The sequence below is a fragment of the Caballeronia sp. M1242 genome, assembly GCF_017220215.1.
Lineage (GTDB): Bacteria > Pseudomonadota > Gammaproteobacteria > Burkholderiales > Burkholderiaceae > Caballeronia.
In genome coordinates, this window is sequence record NZ_CP071131.1 from 303,263 (window position 1) to 323,137 (window position 19,875).

General features: G+C 63.4%; 17 protein-coding genes. 7 read left to right on the forward strand and 10 right to left on the reverse strand.

What is annotated here, in order from left to right; all coding sequences use genetic code 11:
* Positions 1-37: 37 nt before the first annotated feature.
* From JYK05_RS20870 to JYK05_RS20895, 6 genes are read right to left on the reverse strand one after another with little or no spacing between them, the layout of a single operon-like run.
* Positions 38-1,057 (reverse strand): ABC transporter substrate-binding protein, encoded by a 1,020-nt coding sequence (locus tag JYK05_RS20870; RefSeq protein WP_175943364.1) that lies wholly within the window; start codon positions 1,055-1,057, stop codon positions 38-40.
* Positions 1,058-1,093: 36 nt separating this feature from the next.
* Entirely contained in the window at positions 1,094-2,002 is a 909-nt protein-coding gene (locus JYK05_RS20875; protein WP_206470399.1) for an SMP-30/gluconolactonase/LRE family protein, read from the reverse strand.
* A gap of 49 nt (positions 2,003-2,051) precedes the next feature.
* Positions 2,052-3,038, reverse strand: coding sequence for an ABC transporter permease (locus JYK05_RS20880; RefSeq protein WP_175943368.1), 987 nt, complete (start codon positions 3,036-3,038; stop codon positions 2,052-2,054).
* Positions 3,035-3,985, reverse strand: a complete 951-nt coding sequence (locus JYK05_RS20885) for an ABC transporter permease (protein WP_175943370.1) — start codon at positions 3,983-3,985, stop codon at positions 3,035-3,037. Before JYK05_RS20885 ends, JYK05_RS20880 begins: the two co-directional genes overlap by 4 nt.
* Positions 3,982-5,475 carry a sugar ABC transporter ATP-binding protein gene (locus JYK05_RS20890; RefSeq protein WP_206470400.1) on the reverse strand — a complete coding sequence of 498 codons (1,494 nt, stop codon included), beginning with the start codon at positions 5,473-5,475 and terminating at the stop codon, positions 3,982-3,984. Before JYK05_RS20890 ends, JYK05_RS20885 begins: the two co-directional genes overlap by 4 nt.
* Positions 5,476-5,518: 43 nt before the next feature.
* Positions 5,519-6,553 carry a substrate-binding domain-containing protein gene (locus JYK05_RS20895; RefSeq protein WP_206470401.1) on the reverse strand — a complete coding sequence of 345 codons (1,035 nt, stop codon included), beginning with the start codon at positions 6,551-6,553 and terminating at the stop codon, positions 5,519-5,521.
* A gap of 373 nt (positions 6,554-6,926) precedes the next feature.
* Between JYK05_RS20895 and JYK05_RS20900 the strand changes: the two genes are divergently transcribed.
* From JYK05_RS20900 to JYK05_RS20915, 4 genes are all read left to right on the forward strand, one after another.
* Positions 6,927-8,132: a sensor histidine kinase gene (locus JYK05_RS20900; RefSeq protein WP_206470402.1), complete on the forward strand. Its 1,206-nt coding sequence runs from the start codon at positions 6,927-6,929 to the stop codon at positions 8,130-8,132.
* 59 nt (positions 8,133-8,191) lie between these two features.
* On the forward strand, positions 8,192-8,410 hold the full coding sequence (locus JYK05_RS20905; RefSeq protein WP_241270071.1) for a hypothetical protein: 219 nt from the start codon (positions 8,192-8,194) through the stop codon (positions 8,408-8,410).
* Positions 8,411-8,504: 94 nt separating this feature from the next.
* Complete coding sequence (locus tag JYK05_RS20910) at positions 8,505-10,922, forward strand: FdhF/YdeP family oxidoreductase (protein WP_206470403.1); 2,418 nt, start codon at positions 8,505-8,507, stop codon at positions 10,920-10,922.
* Positions 10,923-11,154: 232 nt separating this feature from the next.
* Entirely contained in the window at positions 11,155-12,633 is a 1,479-nt protein-coding gene (locus JYK05_RS20915; protein ID WP_371826471.1) for a methyl-accepting chemotaxis protein, read from the forward strand.
* Between the two features lie 15 nt (positions 12,634-12,648).
* Here JYK05_RS20915 and JYK05_RS20920 read toward each other — a convergent pair whose 3' ends face one another.
* Entirely contained in the window at positions 12,649-13,647 is a 999-nt protein-coding gene (locus JYK05_RS20920) for a glycosyltransferase family 2 protein (RefSeq protein ID WP_206470405.1), read from the reverse strand.
* Positions 13,648-13,905: 258 nt separating this feature from the next.
* Positions 13,906-14,304, reverse strand: coding sequence for a tautomerase family protein (locus JYK05_RS20925; RefSeq protein WP_206470509.1), 399 nt, complete (start codon positions 14,302-14,304; stop codon positions 13,906-13,908).
* 122 nt (positions 14,305-14,426) lie between these two features.
* On the opposite strand from JYK05_RS20925, the gene JYK05_RS20930 reads away from it, so the two are divergent.
* The 3 genes from JYK05_RS20930 to JYK05_RS26545 all read left to right on the forward strand — a co-directional run bounded on the left by JYK05_RS20930 (position 14,427) and on the right by JYK05_RS26545 (position 15,848).
* The gene (locus JYK05_RS20930) at positions 14,427-15,326 is read left to right on the forward strand and encodes a LysR substrate-binding domain-containing protein (protein ID WP_206470406.1); all 900 of its coding nucleotides are present in this window, start codon (positions 14,427-14,429) and stop codon (positions 15,324-15,326) included.
* A 114-nt stretch (positions 15,327-15,440) separates the two neighbouring features.
* Positions 15,441-15,701, forward strand: coding sequence for a tautomerase family protein (locus JYK05_RS26430; protein WP_241270072.1), 261 nt, complete (start codon positions 15,441-15,443; stop codon positions 15,699-15,701).
* 21 nt (positions 15,702-15,722) lie between these two features.
* A complete protein-coding gene (locus JYK05_RS26545; protein ID WP_256443441.1) occupies positions 15,723-15,848 on the forward strand; it encodes a hypothetical protein in 126 nt (41 codons plus the stop codon).
* A gap of 83 nt (positions 15,849-15,931) precedes the next feature.
* On the opposite strand, the gene JYK05_RS20940 is transcribed toward JYK05_RS26545, so the two are convergent.
* The gene (locus JYK05_RS20940; RefSeq protein WP_206470407.1) at positions 15,932-17,839 is read right to left on the reverse strand and encodes an AAA family ATPase; all 1,908 of its coding nucleotides are present in this window, start codon (positions 17,837-17,839) and stop codon (positions 15,932-15,934) included.
* Positions 17,840-18,471: 632 nt separating this feature from the next.
* Positions 18,472-19,857: a GntP family permease gene (locus JYK05_RS20945; RefSeq protein WP_175943395.1), complete on the reverse strand. Its 1,386-nt coding sequence runs from the start codon at positions 19,855-19,857 to the stop codon at positions 18,472-18,474.
* Between the last annotated feature and the right edge of the window lie 18 nt (positions 19,858-19,875).

Consider the following 19,875-nt stretch of genomic DNA (forward strand, 5'->3'; position numbering starts at 1 on the left):
TGATCCACCCGCGCGCCTCGCTTTTCTACTGATTCACCTACTTCTTCCCATCAACCACCGCGACCACTTCCTCGCGCGTGTACTCCTTGTTCGCCAGCGCGCCGGCCGGCGTCTTCGCGAGCACCGCATCGAGTTCCTCAGGCTTCACTTCGAGCACCGGCATGCGGATATCGTGCGGCACTTTCTTGCCCGCGAGAATCTGCTGCGTCACCCAGAACGCAAACGAGGAAGCGCCCGGCGGAATCGTCACCGACATCGTCTCGTAGCCGCTCTTCTTCTGATCGGCCCACCACGCGAGCTCTTCCTGCCGGTTGCCCAGAATGATGATCGGCGTCGGCCGTCCCGCCGCCTTGATCGCCTGGGCCGCGCCGTAACCGTCGCCGCCCTGCGTGACGACGCCATCGATCTTCGGCAAGGTCGGCAGAATGCCAGCCACCTGCTTCTGCGCCACCGTCTGCGTCCAGTCGCCGTGCACCGAGCCGACGATCTTCAGCCCCGGATACTTCTTCAGTTCATCGACGATGCCCTGATGAATCTCGTCGTCCACCGACACGCCCGCGAGCCCGCGAATTTCGAGCAGATTGCCCTTGCCGTTCAGGCGCTTGGCCAGATAATCCACCTGCATGCGGCCCATGCCCTGAAAATCGACCGCGATGCGGTACGCGCACGGCTCGGTCGCGATGCCGTCGAACGATACGACCGTCACGCCCGCGCCGCACGCCTGCTTGATAACGCCGTTGAGCGCCGTCGGCGAAACCGCATCCACCGCAATCGCCTTGAAGCCCTGCAAGATGAGGTTTTGTATCTGCTGAACCTGCTCGGTGGCCTGGCTTTCGGCCGTCGTGTAGCTCGGCGCGGCCGCGACGATCTTCTGCTTCACGGCGGGGTCCGCCACGTTCGACCAGCTCTTGAGCATCTGCTGGCGCCAGCTGTTGCCCGCATAGTTGTTCGAAAGCGCGATCTTCATCGAGGACGTATCGCCCGTTGCGACCTGCGCCGACGCGCCCACCGATGCCGACGCCATGCACAGCGCCAACGCGAGTTTCCTGATCTTCATGCTTGTCTCCGGTTCTTGATTTGATGTGCTGGCGTGTCAGCGTCCCGCGCCGCGCACGCCGACATGAAGCGAATAAATGGACGACGTGGCCGCGATAAACAGCCGATTGCGATTGATGCCGCCGAAGGTCACGTTCGCGACGACCTCCGGTATCAGAATCTTGCCGAGCAGCGTGCCGTCGGGCGCGTAGCAATGCACGCCGTCTTCCGCGCTCGTCCAGACGTTGCCGTGCTCGTCGAGGCGCATGCCGTCCGGCACGCCGCTTTGCATTTCGATGAACACGCGCCCGTTGCGCAATGCGCCTTCGCTCGATACGTCGAACACGCGGATATGACGCGGCGCTTCGTCGTCGTGCGATGCGGCGGAATCCGCGATATAGAGCCGCGATTCATCCGGCGAGAACGCGAGGCCGTTGGGCTTCACGAAGTCGTCGCAGACGAGCTGCACGTCGGTGCTCTGCGCCGACACGCGGTACACGTTGCATCGCCCGATCTCGCTGTCCGCGCGATACCCTTCGTAGTCGCTCAGAATGCCGTAGTCGGGATCGGTGAACCAGATGTCGCCCTTCGAATCGACGACCACATCGTTCGGTGAATTGAGCCGCTTTCCTTCGAAGTGCGAAGCAATCACGGTGACGCTGCCGTCGTGCTCCGTGCGCGTCACGCGCCGCGCGCCATGCTCGCAGGTGACGAGCCGCCCTTCGCGGTCGCGCGTGTTGCCGTTGCTGTAGTTCGACGGCGCGCGAAAGACGCCCACGCCCATGCCGGGCGCCCAGCGCAGCATGCGGTTGTTCGGAATGTCGCTCCAAATGAGCAGGTCCGTCGCCGGAAAATAGACCGGTCCCTCGGCCCACAGGCACTCGTCGGTGATTTTGGAAAGAAACGCGTTCGGCTGAAGCAGCAGCCTGAATCGCGGATCATGCACTTCGTAGTCGCTCGGTTTCATGTCTCCTCGTCCCTTCTGTGGATCGATTCTGTGGATCGAAATTGTCGGATCAGCGCGCCGTCTTGCCGCCCGCCGCCACCGTCACCGCGATGATGAGCACGCCGTAGACGATCGCGCGCACGCCCGCATCCGCGCCGACCGCGTTGAGCGCGGCGTTCGTCAGAAACAGGAACATGGACGCGCCCCACACGCCGGCAATCGTCGCCTTGCCGCCCGTCACCAGCGTGCCGCCGATCACGACGACCGCGATCGAGATCAGCATGTACTCGACGCCCATGTCGAGCGACGCGCCGCCCGAGGTCGCCGCGAGCAAGAGCGCGGTCAGCGCCGCAATCATCGAACAGAGGACGTACGCGATGCAGCGCGTCGGATGCACGTTCACGCCCGCGAGCCACGCGGCCCGCGCGTTCTGCCCGATCGCGGAAAGCCGGCGGCCATAGACCGCGCGATGCAGCAGCACCGCGAGCGCCACCGACAACGCGAGCGCGAGCAGCGCGATATACGGCACGTGAAAGAGCCGGCCCGTGGCGAACGCGCCGAGCGCGGGCGGCGGCGGCGGAAGCTGGCGTCCTTGCGTGATGGCGATCGACTGAATGATGAAGCTGGAGGACAGCGTCGCGATGATCGGCGGAATGCGCAGCAGCCGGATCAGCAGATAGTTCACGATGCCGATGGCCGCGCCGACGCCGAGCGCCGCCGCCACGCCCAGCAGAATCTGTCCGTTCTCGCCGCCCATCACGTGCATGCCGACGACGCCCGCAAGCGCGATGGTCGACGGCACCGAAAGGTCGATGTTGCCGACGCCCGACGTGATGACGAGCATCTGCCCGAGACCGACGAGCACCATGAACACGCCGTAGGTGAGCGCGGTCTGTGCGACGTTGCTCGCAATGCCGAAGCCGAAGATGCCGACGATCGCGAACCACACGAGCACCGTGCCCGCGAAAGACCACGCCCACGGCGCCTGAAGGCTTCTAAGCCGCGTCCACGCGGTTTCGTTGTTGGCGATCGCCTCGCCCGATGTCTGCGTCTTCATTGCCGCTCCCCGCGTTGCAGCAGCACGCGCAACGACAGCACGATGATCAGGATCGCGCCCTGCATGCCGACCTGCCAGTCCGCCGAGATGTTGAGAAATGCCAGAAACGATGCCGCGAGCGTCAGCGTGATCGCGCCGAGCACCGCGCCGATCACGGACACGCGCCCGCCGACGAACTCGCCGCCACCGAGAATCACCGCCGCGATGGAAAGCAGCGTGTAGCGCAGCGCGAGGTTGGCGTCGGCGGAAGTCGTGAGGCCGAGCAGCGACAGCCCCGACAGCACGCCGAAAATGCCCGCGATGCCGTAGAGCGTCGCCTTGCTGCGCACGAGCGACCAGCCGAAGCGGCGCATTGCGCGCGGGTTGCCGCCCGCGCCGCGAATGCGCACGCCGGCTGACGTCCGCATCAGCAGAAAGTGTCCGATGACGGCGATCAGCACCGACCACACGATAGGCGCGGCGATGAACGGCGTCTGGTAGCCCATCGCCGTGCCGAGCCAGCCGGGGCTCGTGCCGCCCGGAGAAGGCAGGAGCACGATGGCAAGCCCGCTCCATACGAACGAGAGCCCGAGCGTCACCACGATCGACGGAATCTGCCGCAGTTCGATCAACGCGCCGACGGCCGCATACGCGAGCACGCAGCCGACAAGCGCGAGCGTGCCGAGCCACGGTTGCTTGACCAGCAGCGTCGCGCCGATACAGGCGACCAGACTCACGAACGAACCGATGGACAAGTCGAGATCGTTGACGGTGATGATCGCGAGTTGCGCGAGCGTCGCGAGCACGATCGGCACGGCGAGATTCAAAAGCAGGCTGGAACCGAAGTAGCTCATCACCGTCGGCTGCATGATGAGAATGGGCACCAGCACCGCGACGAGCGAGATGGCGGGAAGCAGCGCACGCAGACGCGCTTGCGTGCCCTGAAACGTCGTGCGTGCGGGGGTCATGCGGCCTGCTCCTCGAAACTCGCGGCGAGGAGCGCTTCTTCCGTGCATTCGTCGGCGTGCAGCACGCGCGTGACGGCCGCCGAGCGGAACACATACGTGCGGTCGCAGTGCGACAGCTCCTCGTTTTCTGTCGTGTACCAGATGAACGTGCGGCCCTTCGCGGCTTCGTCGTGAACGAGGCGATAGATATCGCGCTTCGTGCCGACATCGACGCCGCGCGTCGGGTCGTCCATCAGAATGAGTTGCGCATCCGATGCGAGCGCGCGGGCGAACAGCACCTTCTGCTGATTGCCGCCCGAGAGCGACAGAATGCCCGCGTTCATCGACGCGCCGCGTATGCCGATCTTCGCGCGCCATGCTTCGACGAGCGCGCGCGCCGCCGCGAGATCCACGAGACCGCGCCTGGCTTTCGCGCCGCCGAGCAGCCACCGCAAGTCGAGGTTCTGCGCGATCGACCAGACCGGGAACACGCCGTCGCGCCCGCGATCGCCCGCGACGAACGCCGCCTTCACGCGAGACGCGCCGCGCTTGGTCGCGGCTTCATAGATGGCGAGCAGCGCCTCGGTCTGGCCTTGCCCCGCGAGTCCCGCGAAGCCGACGATCTCGCCGCGCGACGCTTCGATGACCGTATGTTTCTTCGCGCCAACGTGCCAGCGCAACGGCTTGTCGTCGCTGCGCGCGCTGCGCTCGCGCACGGCGGCCGGCGTCTTTTCCGCTTCGAGCTGCTGACCCATCGCCTGAATGATCGATGCGCGGCTCGACTGCTCGCGCGGCAACACGCCGACGATGCCGCCATCGCGCATCACCATCACGCGGTCCGCCACGCGCTCGATTTCGCCGAGCATATGCGTGATGAGCAGACACGTGATGCCGTTTTGCGCCGCGCGCTGCACGAAGTCGAGCAGCTGATCGGCGGTGTGCGCATCGAGCGATGAAGTCGGTTCATCGAGAATCAGAAGACGCACCGGCGTATCCGTGACCGTGAAGCCGCGCGCGATCTCGACCATCTGCTTTTGCGTGAGCGTCAGGTCGGAGACGAGTTCGTTGCCTTTCAGTCCGTTGCCCGGAAAGATCTCTTCGAGCTTCTCGCGCATGAGCGCCGTCGCGCGACGCCGCCAGCCGCGCCCGCGCAATTGCGGATGCACGACCGTCATGTTCTCCGCGATCGTCAGATTCGGGCAGAGCGAGAGTTCCTGAAACACGCAGCGCACGCCGGCCTCGCGCGCGGCATTCGCGTCGTAATGTGGCGCCTCGCGACCGTCCACTTCGATGCGCCCTTGCGTAGGCGTATACACGCCCGCGAGCACGGCCATCAGCGTCGACTTGCCCGCGCCGTTGTGTCCCGCGATGCCGATGCATTCGCCGCGCATGAACGCGAAGTCGATGTCCGCGAGCGCGCGCACCCGCCCGAAGGTCTTGCCGATGCCTTCGAAGCGGATCAGCGCGCCCTGCGCCTCGTTGCTGCTGGTTGCTGTTGCTGTTGCGCCCATTCACATGCCTCCATGCGTGGCGTCTGTCCTGCGTCTGTCGTGCTTATTTTTTGTCGAGCAAGGCCACGGTCTGCGGCAACGTGTACGTCACGTCGGCCAGGCCGCCCGGCGGCGTCGCGGCGAGCTTGGCGGGCAGCTCCTGCTGCGAGATGGCGAGCAGCGGCACGTTGATGGTCACTTCCTTCGGGATCTTCTTGCCCGCGAGCACTTGCTGCGCGACCCAGAACGCGAACGACACCGCGCCCGGCGGATTCGACAGCGAACGCGACTGATAACCTGTCTTCGTCTGCTCGCTCCACCACTGGAGTTCGGGATACGTGCTGCCGATGATCATCGGCGGCGCGGGACGATTCGCGGCCTTGAACGCCTGCGCGATGCCGAACGACATCTCGCCTTCGGTGGCGACGCCATCGACTTGCGGCAGCGTCGGCAGAATGCCGGCGACGGCTTTCTGCGCGACCGATTGCGTCCAGTCGCCGTTCACCGAGCCGACGAGCTTCATCCCCGGATGCTTCTTGAGCCCTTCGAGCACGCCTTCGTGCATCAGGTTGTCGACGGAGATGCCCGCCACGCCGCGCACTTCAAGAATGTTGCCCTTGCCGTTGAGGCGCGTCGCGAGATAGTCGACACCCTGCTCCGCCCAGCCCTTGAAGTCGAAGTTCACGCGATACGCGCAGGGTTCGTCGACCACGCCGTCGAACGACACCACGACGACGCCCGCGGCGCACGCCTTCTTGATCGTGCCGTTGAGCGCGGTAGGCGAAACGGCGTCGATGACGATCGCGTTATAGCCCTGAAGAATCAGGTTCTGCACCTGCTGCGCCTGTTCCGTCACCTGGTTCTCGGCGGTCGTGAAAGCGGGCGCGGCGGCGACCTTCTTGTCGGCGACGGCCTGCTGCGCGACGGCGTTCCAGCTCTTGAGCATCGACTGCCGCCACGCGTTGCCCGCGAAGCTGTTCGACAGCGCGATCTTCTTTTGCGACGTATCGCCTGCGGCGACCTGCGCGTGGGCAGCGCCAGCGAGCGCGCAAACGGCGAGCGTGAGCGCGGCCTTGACCGGCATTCCTTTACGGAACATCTGTTCGTCTCCTTTCATTATTCTTTTGGAGCGGCGCGACGCGACTCGGTCATCGGCACGCCCCTTCAGGCGCATTCGCACGCGGTGCGGATGCGTTGCTTTCAGTTAGTTTGCTCGATTCGTCCTGCGGTCAGGCCAATCACGGTGGTCAGGCCACCGCAATCGCGGAGCCAGTATAGCGACTGGTGCTAGCGCGCGCAATTCGCTTACGTTACCGGTAACGGCGTGCTGCGGAGGGCATCGCACGGTCCGCGGCAACGGTCGGTTTTTCCGGTTCGATGCAGGCGCAAGGTCGGCCATGCGCGAGGACGCAAGCGCCCGCCCCAACCAGTCATTAGAATGGCTGAACCGCCAGTACATTCCGTGAGAGCACATGAGCTTCGCGCGCAAAGCCACGTGGGCCGCCTGCATCGACAACCTCGCGTTCTCGGAGACCGAGACCGTGCCGGTGGCCGTGCTCCTGCGGCAGCGAAAAGCGCTGGCGAGTTTGCACGACGCATTCCAGGGCGAACGTTCGATAGCGCGGCTGCACGAGGCCGCCGCACAGGCCGCGTCGGCCGGCTGCGCATCGCCGATGGCGAAGGTCCTCGAACTTCAGCGCGCCGACAACACGCTCATATTGAAAGCGCAAGTCGGGATGGGCGCGGCGGCGATCGGGCGCGAAGCAGGCACGGCGGAAGCCGGTAATCCGCCCGGCGAGGCGCTGATTTCGGCGCGGCCGGTCGTCGTCGCCAACGTGCCTGCCGAGCGCGGCGAGCGCGCGCCCGCGATTCTGCGCGAGTACCGCGTCGTCACATCGGTGAGCCTGCCGCTCATCGGCGCCGAGGGACCGTACGGCATCCTCGAAGTGGACTACGACCAGCAGCACGAAGTCGACGCATCTCACCTTTCGTTTCTCGCTTCGATTGCGGCGATCCTCGCGGAAGGCATCGAGTCGAGGCAACGGCACGAGGAACTGACCGAAGAACGCGACGCGAAGGCCGCGCTCCTGCGCGAGCAGCAGCACCGCATCCGCAACAACTTCCAGATGATTACCGCGCTCCTCGAACGACGCGCGAGCGAGTGCGCGGACCCCGCGGTCCAGAAGGGCTATCGCGAAATCGAGCGCCGCGTGTTCGCGATGGCATCGCTCTACGATCATCTGCTGGGACTCGGCGAGCATGAGGAGAGCGTCGATCTCGGCGCGTATCTGGAAAACATGAGCGCGAGTTTCGAAGACTTCTACGATCTCCCGGGCCATGACGTCTCGCTCGCGCTGGCGCTACCGCGCGACGTGGCGGCGCTTCCCATCGACACCTGCGCGGCTATCGGCACGGTCGTCAACGAACTGGTCGCCAACGCGGTCGAGCATGCTTTCGTTGGCTGCGCGGGCGAGATTCGCGTGGCCATGCAGCGCGCAGCGGCGGGCGTGGAGATCGAAGTGAGCGACAACGGCTGCGGCTACGCCCCCGGCGCCAGCGAGAACACGGGCTTAAGCACGGTGCGACGCATCGTCGGCAGCTTCGGCGGCCAATTGACGATGCAATCGGCACAAGGCAACGGCACGCGCTGGACGCTGACCGTGAGCGCGCCTGACTGAACGCACCCGTTGCGAGCCGGATTCGCGGCGCAGGCAGACGACTTGCTGAACGACAGGCGATGACCACTAACGAGGACAACGCCATGACCCCGCTCGCCCTGCCCCTGCTTCGCTCTCCCGTAACGGCCGTGTTGTGGATGTCGACGCCATCCGGCGCGCCATCCGACGAATCTGACGACGATCTCGACGACGTGCTCGACGAGACCGGCGCAGTAACGAACCGCAGCAACGGCAAGACCGGCACCAACACGGAAGCCGAGCCCGACCCGAAGTCCTGACGCCTGCCGCAGCGGTCGAGTCCCTTCAACACGCTCTAATGCAGACCGGCATATGCATTGCTGCGATCCGCAAGTCGGATAACGGAGAGCAGTAATGAGCAAGCGAGAAGTTCCGGGCGTAGGCCCGTATGGCGGACCGGCGGGTGGATGGGGCGCGTTACAGGCCGTCGCGCGGGCGCTGAAGCAGCAAATGGGCGTCGCGCGCGAAGCGACGATGCTCCTCAAAGTCAACCAGCCCGCGGGCTTCGATTGTCCGGGCTGCGCGTGGCCGGACCCGCGCAGCACGTCGTCGTTCGAATTCTGCGAGAACGGCGCGAAGGCCGTCTCGTGGGAAGCCACGACCAAGCGCACGACGCCCGAATTCTTCGGACGCCACACCGTCAGCGAGCTGTGGACGTGGAACGACTTCGCGCTGGAAGACGAAGGACGGCTCACGCATCCCATGCGCTACGACGCCGCGTCCGACCGCTATCTGCCGATCTCGTGGGACGAGGCATTCGAGCGCATCGGCGAGTCGTTGCGGGCGTTGCCGGACCCGAACATGGCGGAGTTCTACACCTCGGGCCGCGCATCGAACGAAGCGGCGTTCCTGTATCAACTGTTCGCGCGGCGTTTCGGCACCAACAACTTCCCCGATTGCTCGAACATGTGCCACGAGCCGACGAGCGTCGGTTTGCCTGAGTCCATCGGCGTGGGCAAGGGAACGGTGACGCTCGCGGACTTCGATCATTGCGACGCGATCTTCTGCATCGGACACAATCCCGGCACCAACCATCCGCGCATGCTCGCGACGCTGCGCGCGGCCGCCCGGCGCGGCGCGAAGATCGTCGTGCTCAATCCGCTGCGCGAGCGCGGACTCGAGCGCTTCGCCTCGCCGCAGGACCCGGTCGAAATGGTGACGGGCCGCTCGACCGCCATCGCCACGGATTACATTCAGGTGCGCATTGGCGGCGATGTCGCGTTCCTCAAAGGCATGATGAAGACCGTGCTCGCGCTCGACCGCGAAAGCCAGGCGCAGGGCGGCGAAGGCGTGCTGGATCGCGCGTTCATCGACGAACACACGAGCGGCATCGACGAACTGATCGCCGATATCGACGCGACTCCGTGGGAACAGATCGTCGGCGCGTCGGGCGTCGAGCGCGAAGAGATCGAGCACATCGGCAACTTGTATGCGAATGCGAAAGCGGTGATCGCATGCTATGGCATGGGCATCACGCAGCATCACTGCGGCACGGCCAACGTGCAGCAGATCGTCAACCTGCTGCTTCTGCGCGGCAACATGGGACGCGACGGCGCGGGCATCTGCCCCTTGCGCGGACATTCGAACGTGCAAGGCGATCGCACCGTCGGCATCACCGAAATACCGCATCAGGACATGCTCGATTCGCTCGGGCGCGTGTTCGGCTTCACGCCGCCGCGCGAACACGGCCACGGCGCGATCTCGGCGATCGAAGCGATGCGCGACGGCCGCGCGAAGGCGCTCATCGCGCTCGGCGGCAATCTGCCGGTAGCGATGTCGGATACGCCCGTCTGCTATGAGGCCATGCGCAAGCTCGACCTCGCCGTGCATATCGCGACGAAGCTGAATCGCTCGCACTTGCTGGTCGCGAAGGAAACGATTCTGCTGCCGTGCCTCGGCCGCACGGAACTGGATGTGCAGGAGAGCGGGCCGCAGTCGATCACTGTCGAAGACTCGATGTCGATGGTGCACGCGTCGCGCGGGTCGCTGCCGCCCGCGTCCGAACAGCTGCGCTCGGAACCGGCCATCGTCGCGGGCATCGCGAAAGCGACGCTCGACGATCCTTCGCTCGACTGGGACGGCTGGGTGACGGACTACAACCGCATCCGCGATCTCATCGAGCAAGTATTCCCGCAGTTCGAGCGCTATAACGAGCGCATTCAGGACCCGGGCGGCTTCCGCCTTTTCAACGCCGCCGCCGCGCGCCGTTGGGATACGCCCGAGGGACGCGCGCGCTTCATCGCGCATAAGGGCGTAATGATGGACCCGCGCGTGGACCGCAGCGACGCGCTGATTCTCGCGACCATCCGCAGCCACGATCAGTACAACACGACGATCTACGGCTTCAATGACCGATACCGCGGCATCACGGGTCGGCGCGACGTGGTGTTCGTCAACGAACGCGATCTCGAAGCGCGCGGGCTTCAGCACGGCGATCTCGTGGATCTGGAGACGATCGAAAGCACGGTGAGCGTCGGCGGCTCGCGTCGTCTATGCGGACTCACTGCGGTCGCGTTCGATATCGCGCAGGGGTCCATCGCCGCGTACTATCCGGAAGCCAACTGCCTCGTGTCGCTCTCGGACAACGATGCGCGCAGCGGCACGCCGGCGTACAAGTCGATTCCTGTGCTGCTCTCGCTGAGCCAGGGCGATTGTCAGGTGGGCGCCGACGCCCACACATGGCAGCACGGCGACGTCCCCAACGACAAGACCGGCGCCACCGTCGCGGCGGAAGAGCCGGAGCATCGGCGCGTGCGGAATACGCCGAACTGAGCGGAGTATCCGACTGCGGCAGGCGAAAGCGAGCCTGCCGCATTTCCGCACGATGTGTCTATTTTTAGCACGCTATCAAGTCGGCGCAATCGTTTCCGTTATTACAGCCCAGAGGCCGCTCGGTCCGCGCTGGCCCTGAGCGAACATCAACGAAACGACGACTCGCATGACTTTTTCTAAAAAACTCTGGCTGCCCCTGCTTCTGAGCCTTGCGTGCCTGGCAGGAATTTCCGTGGCCGATGCATTCCGCATGCGCGCCGTACGCACCGAGCAAACCAAGCTCGACATCAAGCACGCGACGGAAGTCGCCAACAGCATCATCAAAGAGTTCGCTCAGCAAGCGGCGAGCGGCGCGATCACGCAAGATCAGGCCAAACAGGGCGCGTTGAGCGCGATCCGCGACATTCGCTTCGGCGACAACGGCTACTTCAGCGTGTTCGACTCGCAAGCCAAAGTGCTCGTGCATCCGATGAAACCCGAGTTCGTCGGCAAGGTCATGATGGACTTCAAGGATCCGAACGGCGTCTATCTGTACCGCGAGATCATCGACGTGGGCAAGCGCGAGGGCGCAGGCTACACCTACTATTCGTTCGCCAAGCCCGGCAGCAACGAGATTCTGCCGAAGATGTCGTATGTCTCGATGTATCAGCCGTGGGACTGGCTCATCGTGACGGGCGTGTATATCGACGACATCAATGCGGCCTTCTACGCGTCGCTCGGCTGGAGCCTCGGCGTGCTCGCGGCAATCGCGCTGGTGCTGTGCGTGGTCGTGTCGCGCCTCAATCGCGGCATTCTGCGGTCGATGGGCGGCGAGCCGTCGTACGCGGCGGAAGTCGCGAACCAGATCGCGGACAACAACCTCACCGTCGATGTCGCGACTCAGGCGGACGACCATTCCAGCCTCATGTATTCGATGGCCCGCATGCGTGCCCAATTGCTTACTGCGATCGAGAGCGTGAAGACGTCGGCCAACGCGATTGCGAGCGCGAGCCGCGAGATCGCGGTCGGCAACACGGATCTGTCATCGCGCACGGAGCAGCAGGCGGCGTCGCTGGAGGAAACGGCGGCGAGCATGGAAGAACTCACCGCGGCCGTGAAGCACAACTCGGAGAACGCGCGGCAGGCGAGCGGACTGGCCGGCACGGCGCGGGACGTCGCGAAGGAAGGCACCACGATCGTCGGCGAAGTGGTCGGCACGATGGCCGAGATCGAGCATAGCTCGCACAAGATCGGCGAGATCATCGACATGATCGAAGGCATCGCGTTCCAGACCAACATCCTCGCGCTGAATGCGGCCGTCGAAGCGGCGCGCGCGGGCGAGCAAGGCCGCGGCTTCGCGGTGGTGGCGGGCGAAGTGCGCAGTCTCGCGCAACGGTCATCGACGGCATCGAAAGAGATTCGCGAACTGATCGAGGCGTCCAGCACGCGCGTTCACGCGGGCACGCAACTCGTCGGCCGCGCTGGCGACACGATGACGAAGATCAGCGCCGCTATTCAAAAGGTAACCGACATCATGGACGAAATCGCGTCTGCTTCGAACGAGCAGAGTCGCGGCATCGAACAAGTGAATCAGGCCATTAGCCAGATGGACGAAGTCACGCAGCAAAACGCAGCGCTGGTGGAACAGGCGGCTGCGGCGGCCGGGTCGCTGCAGGATCAGGCCGAGCAGTTGAAGTCGACGATGGCCGTGTTCAGGACGGCTTCGGTTTAGTAGTGATCGCGCGAACTAACGCCCCGGCCGCGAGCCTGTGGAATGCAAGGTGGCGTGGCCGAGCGCGTTCAGCTTTCGCGATACGCGGCGAAGCAGAAAGCGGCCGACGTTCCATGCAATCCACGGGTCGCTAGCGCACGTCTTGAGCACGCTTGCGGTGCCTTCGGATTTTTGCATCGAGATGAGTTTCGTTTTGGCGTCTAGCCAACGAAGACTTTGCGAGCGTCGTGCGACGAGTGCTCGCAGACGCGGATTGTCGCTGATTGCAGGCCGCGACAACAGTTCATCCGTGGCCATCTTCATCGCGCCGTAGTTCACTTTGGTCCGGCTCATGCCGGACGACGTCTTGCTAATAGAGCCCGTTCTTTCTGTGTAGAGATAATAGGCGTCGCTGGCGCAGACCCAGACGCAGCCGGAGAGCAGTGCGTCGAGCATGAAGTGGAAGTCCTCGCCATGACGCAAGCTCGCCGAATAGCGCAGCCCTCGACTCACCAAGGCGTCGCGGCGAAATAGCGGCTTGAGCAGCCCGAAGTCGCATCCGGTCGATTCCCCTGCCGCGTTGTAGAGGAACGTATCCAGTGTGACTGCAAAATGCGGCTCCCCTTCTTTCGGACGAAACCCGGTGCGGGCGACTTTCTGTGCGACGGCGTCGTAGATCAACAGATTGTCCGTCACGATATCGGCCCCGGTATCGTTCCCGAGGCGGACGAGCCGCTCTAGCCGTTCCGGCGCGAACCGGTCGTCGGCGTCGAGAAGCGCAATCCACTGACCACGTGCGTTCGCGATGCCCGCATTGCGCGCGCCGCCGGGCCCCACGTTCTCCGTGAGATTGATCAGCTTAATGCGGCTGTCTTCCTTGCACGCAGCTTCGACGACGCTTGCTGTATCGTCGGTGGAAGCGTCGTTCACGACGATGATTTCGAGTGGCGCGAGCGTCTGCGCTTGCAGCGATGCCAGCGCGACTCGTATGAAGTCCTGCGCGTTATAAACGGGAATTACGACCGATACCGACATGCCGAATCCTCCCAAACTGCCGCACTATCGACAGATTGCGATCTGATGGTCAACGGCTGTGTTGACCACGGCGTATCGGTAGACGAAGGACACGTCGTCGTGCTTACCGAATGCTCCTTAGCATAATCAAAGCAAAATGCGAGTGCAACGCACAAACCTCGGCAGTGCGAATCACAACGTCGAATTGACGGAACGTTCGGACGATAACAGGCGCAGCCCAATCTTCAGGCGAATCGCGCTTCCGGTTTCGAATACCTCCTATCCGCCCGTTTCGTCTTTTACATAGGACGCCAAACCGTTTCCGAAGGACCATTCATCTCGTGCGTTCGGCTGCAAGACAATCAGAACGTCCTCTGGGCGCAGACCCGGATTCACCGCGAGATTGATTGCGATTGCCTTGAAGAGCGCTTTCTTCTGCGCGGTGTCGCGCCAATTGCCCGCCGTGATGTTGATGACGACGAGATCATCGGTTCGATGGATCCCGAGGTAGTCGCTGTCGTAGATGAACTCATCGCGCTCATGCTGGTGAATGAGGTGGAATCGATCGTCAGCGGGCGCGCCATACGCCTCGACCAGCGCCCGATGAACGCCGTCGCTCACTGCTCGTATATGCGCGGCGGACTTGCCCTTGATCAGAGAAATGCGGATAAGCGGCATGGCTTCTTTACTCCGGTCTAGAGACTGTGAATGACTGCGGTACTTGACGTACACACGATACGGCCCGATCATCATTCCGTAAATTTGAAACTTACGAAGAGTCGCATCTGCGAAATCGAACTATGCCTACGCGAACCAATCTCGACATGGATGTGCTGAGAACCTTCGTCACCGGGTTCGAGCTTGGCAGCTTCGCGCGCGCGGCGGAGCGCTTAGGCCGCTCGCAATCCGCGATCAGTACGCAATTGCGGAGGCTGGAGGATCAAATCGGCCGGCCTCTCGTGCAGAAGTCAGGGCGCGGGCTCGCGCTCACCACAGCGGGCGAAGGTCTGCTGAGCTACGCGAAGCGCTTGCTCGAACTCAACGACGAAGCAGTGGAAACCGTGCGGGGATCGGACCTCGAGGGCTGGGCGCGGCTCGGCTTGCCGCAGGATTTCGCGGAAAGCTGGCTGCCGGCGGTGCTTAGCCGGTTCTCGAGAGCGCATCCGAAAGTGCGCGTCGAAGTTCAGGTAGATAGAAGCGCATCGCTCATCGAAAAGACACTGACAGGTGCGCTCGATGTCGCGCTCGTCTGGGGAGACGGCAGCGCGTCGCCGCACGGCGAACGCGTGGCGGCCGTGCCCATCCAGTGGGTCGGTCGGCCGGACTGGGGTGGCGTGGACAGTCTTGGCGGGCAGCCGCTGCCCTTCGTCGCGTTCGACCCGCCCTGCACGTTCCGCTCGGCCGCCGTCGATGCAATGGATGCAGCGGGCCTGTCGTGGAGACTGGTTTTCACGAGTCCAAGTCTCTCGGGGCTATGGGCCGCGGTCGAGGGCGGCCTCGGCATCACCGTTCGAACGGCCCTCAAGATGCCGGCGTCACTCGTTGCGCTGGACTCGGCGACAACCGGCTTGCCCGCTCTGCCGCTCGCGCCGCTTTCGCTTCATCGCGCAGAAGCCGAACCCACAGCCGCAGTCACGAAGCTAACCGATATCGTGACCGAAACGATCCGTGACGAACTTGCCGCCGTGGCGATGCGCTGAGCAACGGTTCGATTTAATGAATGAAAGAGTTCTGAACTTTCAAATTGCTTGAAGCAGCGAGCAGCCATATCTTCTCGATAAGCAACTCTCTACGAGTGCTTCGAACAAGGAGAAATGGCCATGCCCTTCATTAGCGTCAAGGCGATCGGTGAACCGCTCGCGCCGCATCAAGTGAAAGCGATTCAGGAAGGCATCACTGCGTTGATGGTCGATGTCCTTCGCAAAGTCGGGCCTCTCGTGGCTGTTCTGGTCGAACAAGTACCGGCCAAGAGTTGGACCGTGGGCGGCGAGCCAGTCGCGTGTGCGGCGCAAGTCGATGCAATCGTCAGCGCCGGCACCAATACTGCCGAAGAGAAGGCGCGTTTCATCCGGTAAGCGAGCGCACTGCTTCAATCAGTGATCGGCGGCACGCTCGCGGAAGTGAGCTATGTCGTGATTCACGATGTGCCGAAAGACAGCTGGGGCTACGACGGACTCACGCAAGCGTATCGGGCGGATCAGCGTAGCTCGCGCGAATCATGACGAGCCGCTAGCGCGGCATGCCATTGAAGCAGAGAGCGAGGTGCATCACTGGCTTAACGTGATGATGCACCGCGAGCAACAGGTTAAGCCGCGAGCACCTCGTCAACCGCTTCGACAGCCGCCGCATGCTCGCGAATCAGCCGATACACCGTCTCCCCCGGCACCGTCTCCGATTCAAGCAGTTGCTCCGCGATCGCGCGAAGCACCGGTTCATTCGCCTTGAGCAGCGCGAAGCACGCATCGTTCAGGTCGGAGAGAAGCTCGTTCGCGTGTCCGATCGCCGTCTTCAACTGCAGCCCCGCGACTTGTTGCGGCAAGGCGGCGAGGCTGAAGAGATTGCCGTCGTTGTTGAAGCCGAACTTCGAGACCATATCCAGCCCGATGCGCGATGCTTCCTGCAAGTCCTGCGCCGCGCCGCTCGATGCCTCGTTGAACATCAACAGTTCCGCGTTGCGTCCGCCGAGCAGCACCTGAATCTCGTTACGCATCTCGGTTTCGCGATACAGATGCTTGTCCTGCGCCTTCGTGATGAGCGCGACACCCAGCGCGCCGCCGCGCGGCAGAATGGTGACTTCTTCGAGCACGCCCGTGTTCAGCAGCGCCGCAACGAGTCCATGCCCGGCCTCGTGAATGGCGATGCGCGTGCGTTCGTCGTCGGACAGCGCGCGCTCCGCGCCGTTGATGTCGCCGATGCGCGCGATCTTGATCGCCTCGACGAAATGATCGGCCGCGACTTCCGTCTCGCCGGCTTTGCGCGCCACAAGACCCGCCTGATTCACGATCATCGCGAGCGTGGCCGGCGACAAGCCCGTGGTGAGACGCGCGAGTTGCGTGAAATCGATGTCGCCTGCCTTCGTCTTCAGGTTCGCCGCGTAGAAACGCAGGATCTTCTCGCGGTCGTCGATATCGGGCAAACGCACTTGAATGGTCCGATCGAAACGGCCCGGGCGGCGCAGCGCCTCGTCGAGATTGTCCGGGTGATTCGTCGCTGCAACGATGATGACGCCTTCATTCGATGCGAAGCCATCCATCTCGGCAAGCAGCTGGTTGATGATGCGGTTGCTCTCGGCTTCGACCGGACCGCCGCCCGTATCCGTGCGCTTGCCGAGGCCGTCCGCTTCGTCGATGAAGATGACCGTCGGCGCGTTCTTGCGCGCGAGTTCGAACAGGTGCTTCACCTTCTGAATGCCGACGCCATAGTATTTCGCGCTGAAATAGCTACCCGTGATCGCGATGAAATTCGCGCCGCATTCGCCCGCGAGCGCCTGCGCGAGACGCGTCTTGCCGACGCCCGGCCCGCCCGTCATGAGAATGCCGCACGGCGCGCGCACGCCCATGCCGGTGAACTGCGCGGGCTCGGTCAGCCATGCGCGCACGTCCGCGAGCGCGGCTTTCGCTTCGCCTGCGCCGATTACGTCGTCGAAGCGCATGGTCGGCGATTTCGCGAGCAATTGCGCGCCGCCGCGCATCTCGCGGCGCATGAACCACAATAAGCCGGCGACCATCGCGACAGGCAACAGTATGCTCAGAATATCGCGCAGACGATTGAATTCGTCGTCCCATCGCGCCATGCCCGTATGCACGTTTGCATCCGGCAGCCAGACCAATTGATAGGGCGCGGTTTCGCCGGTCTTCATATCGCCGATCAAGAGCGCATTCGAGAACGCGCCGTCATGGTCGGCGACGTAGTACTTCTCCCCGCGCTGCGTCGATACGAGGATCGCGTCGCGGCTCACGCCGATGGCGGTCACATCGCGCGCGCGCATATCGGCCATGAGTTGCGACACGTCTTTCTCGCGATGCGTCCACGGCTTCGCGTCAGCGCGCATTGCGCTTGCGACGCCCGCGAGCGCGAGCGGTTCGTGATGCGCGGCATCGACGTGTTGACGCCACGCGATGGCGCCCGCAGTGGCGATCAGCGCGGCGACCGCGACGCCGTAAGCGACGAAGCGGCCAAAGCGTGAGCGAAGGAGGTTCCTTACCGGTTTCATCTGGCAAATCCTGGAACGCGTCGAGATGGCGACCGTTCTTTGTGTGGGGCGAAAGCACCCGGTCTGTAAAGGCGAGCTTCGGTGGCGTGATGTCCGCCGTACACGGCGCGACGATTGACCTACGACCGCAGAAGAGAGGCGCGCGTGGCACTAGTTCTTTTTACGGCGGGCGGCGGGCCTTCTTGATGTCTAAACACGAGACCGGTAATTTGTTCCCGATCCTTCACGCTCACAGAGGGCCGTCGCACGGAGTGCAGGGTATCACAGCGTGCGCAAACGCTCTCGTGCGGTAATTAATGCTGAAATGGGGCTTGATTGTTTGCGGGCGGTTTTCGCGACGTGCAAACGGTCGTCGTTGCGGTGGACGTTGCGGGCGAATGATCGGTCTCGTGATCGAGTGCGTCTCGGCGAGCCCGCACCAAGTGAACGATGAACGACGATCAAACGTGGAGCGAGCGGATGAATAGACGAAACACCGCGCTTCTCCAGCCCGCTATGCACGAGCCTAAGCGTCTCACGACCCTTCGATGGTGTTCGTTCGAGCCTGGATGCTTCGTACTTCTTATAAACAGCGGCGCGGTGTTGAACTCACGCTACGTCTTTTCGCGTAGCGTGTTGCACGTGAGCCAAACTCAGTGACTACCGATGACCGCATTGAATACAAGCGCCATGATCAGACCGACCACCGCCACGATGGACTGAACCACCGAGATCGTTTTGGTCGCTTCGCCCATCGTCATGCCGAACGATTCCTTGACCATCCAGAAACCGGCGTGGTTCGCATAGTTGAAGAACAGCGAACCGCAGCCAATCGACAAGGCCAGCAACGGCAAGTTGAGACTCGGATCGGCTCCTGCAAGCGGGGCCAGCAAACCCGCTGCGCCGACGATACCCACCGTCGCCGACCCGGTCGAGACTGAAAGCGCCATGGCGATCAGCCAGCCCAGAATCAGCGGGGGAAAGGCGAAGTGCTGCGTCAGATGCACGATAGCCTCGCCCACCTTTGCGCTCGTCAGCATCTCCTGGAATGCGCCGCCTCCCGCGATAATCATGATGATGGACGCAATCGGCTTGAGACTCGCGCCGAGCGCGTGGCGCAGCTTCTCGGCATCGCCTCCTCGCGCGAGGACCAACGTCGTCACGGCGAACAGGACGCCTAGCAACATCGCGATCAGCGGATTGCCGAGGAAGCTCGCCACATGCAGCGTCGGCGAACCCTTCGGCAAGACCATTTCAGCGACAGCATGAACCAGCATCAAGATGGCAGGCAACAAGGCCGCCAGCACGCCGAGACCGACGGAAGGCCGCCGGTCGGCGCCGCCCTCCTCGACGACAGTGAATTGATCCAGCAAGCTCTGATCAGGCCTCGTGCTCATGCGCGGCGAAATGAACGCGCCATAGAGCGGTCCTCCCAACACCATCGCTGGAATCGCCGCCAGAAAGCCGTACACCATAGTAGGGCCGACCGAAGTCTTGAGCGTGGCGATAGCGGTCAATGGCCCCGGATGGGGCGGGACCATGCCGTGCATGGCGGCCAGCGCCGAAATCACCGGCACACCGACGTACACATAAGCCGAGCCCTTGAATCGGGCGTGACTTTCCAGCTTGCGCGCAACGCTGAAGATCAGCGGCAGCATGACGACCAGCCCCACTTCGAAGAACATCGGAATGCCCACGACGAACGCCACGAGCGTCATCGCCCACGGAATCATCCGGTCAGAGGCGCGCCTTAGCATGGCTTCGGCGATCTGCTCAGTGATACCCGCATCGGCGAGGATCTTGCCGAGCATCGCGCCCAGCGCGATGACGACGCCCACCGCGCCCAATGTCTTTCCTGCGCCGTTCGTCAGATGCTTGACGATGCTTCCCGGCTCCATGCCGGTGGCGAAGCCCACGCCAATGGATACGACGAGCAACGCGAGAAGCGGATGCATCTTGATGCGCGACACGATGAGCGCGACCAACACGAGCACGCTGAAAAGCGCAGTAAGCAATAAATCGATGTCTAGAGGAGTCATTTAATCTATCTTCGGTTC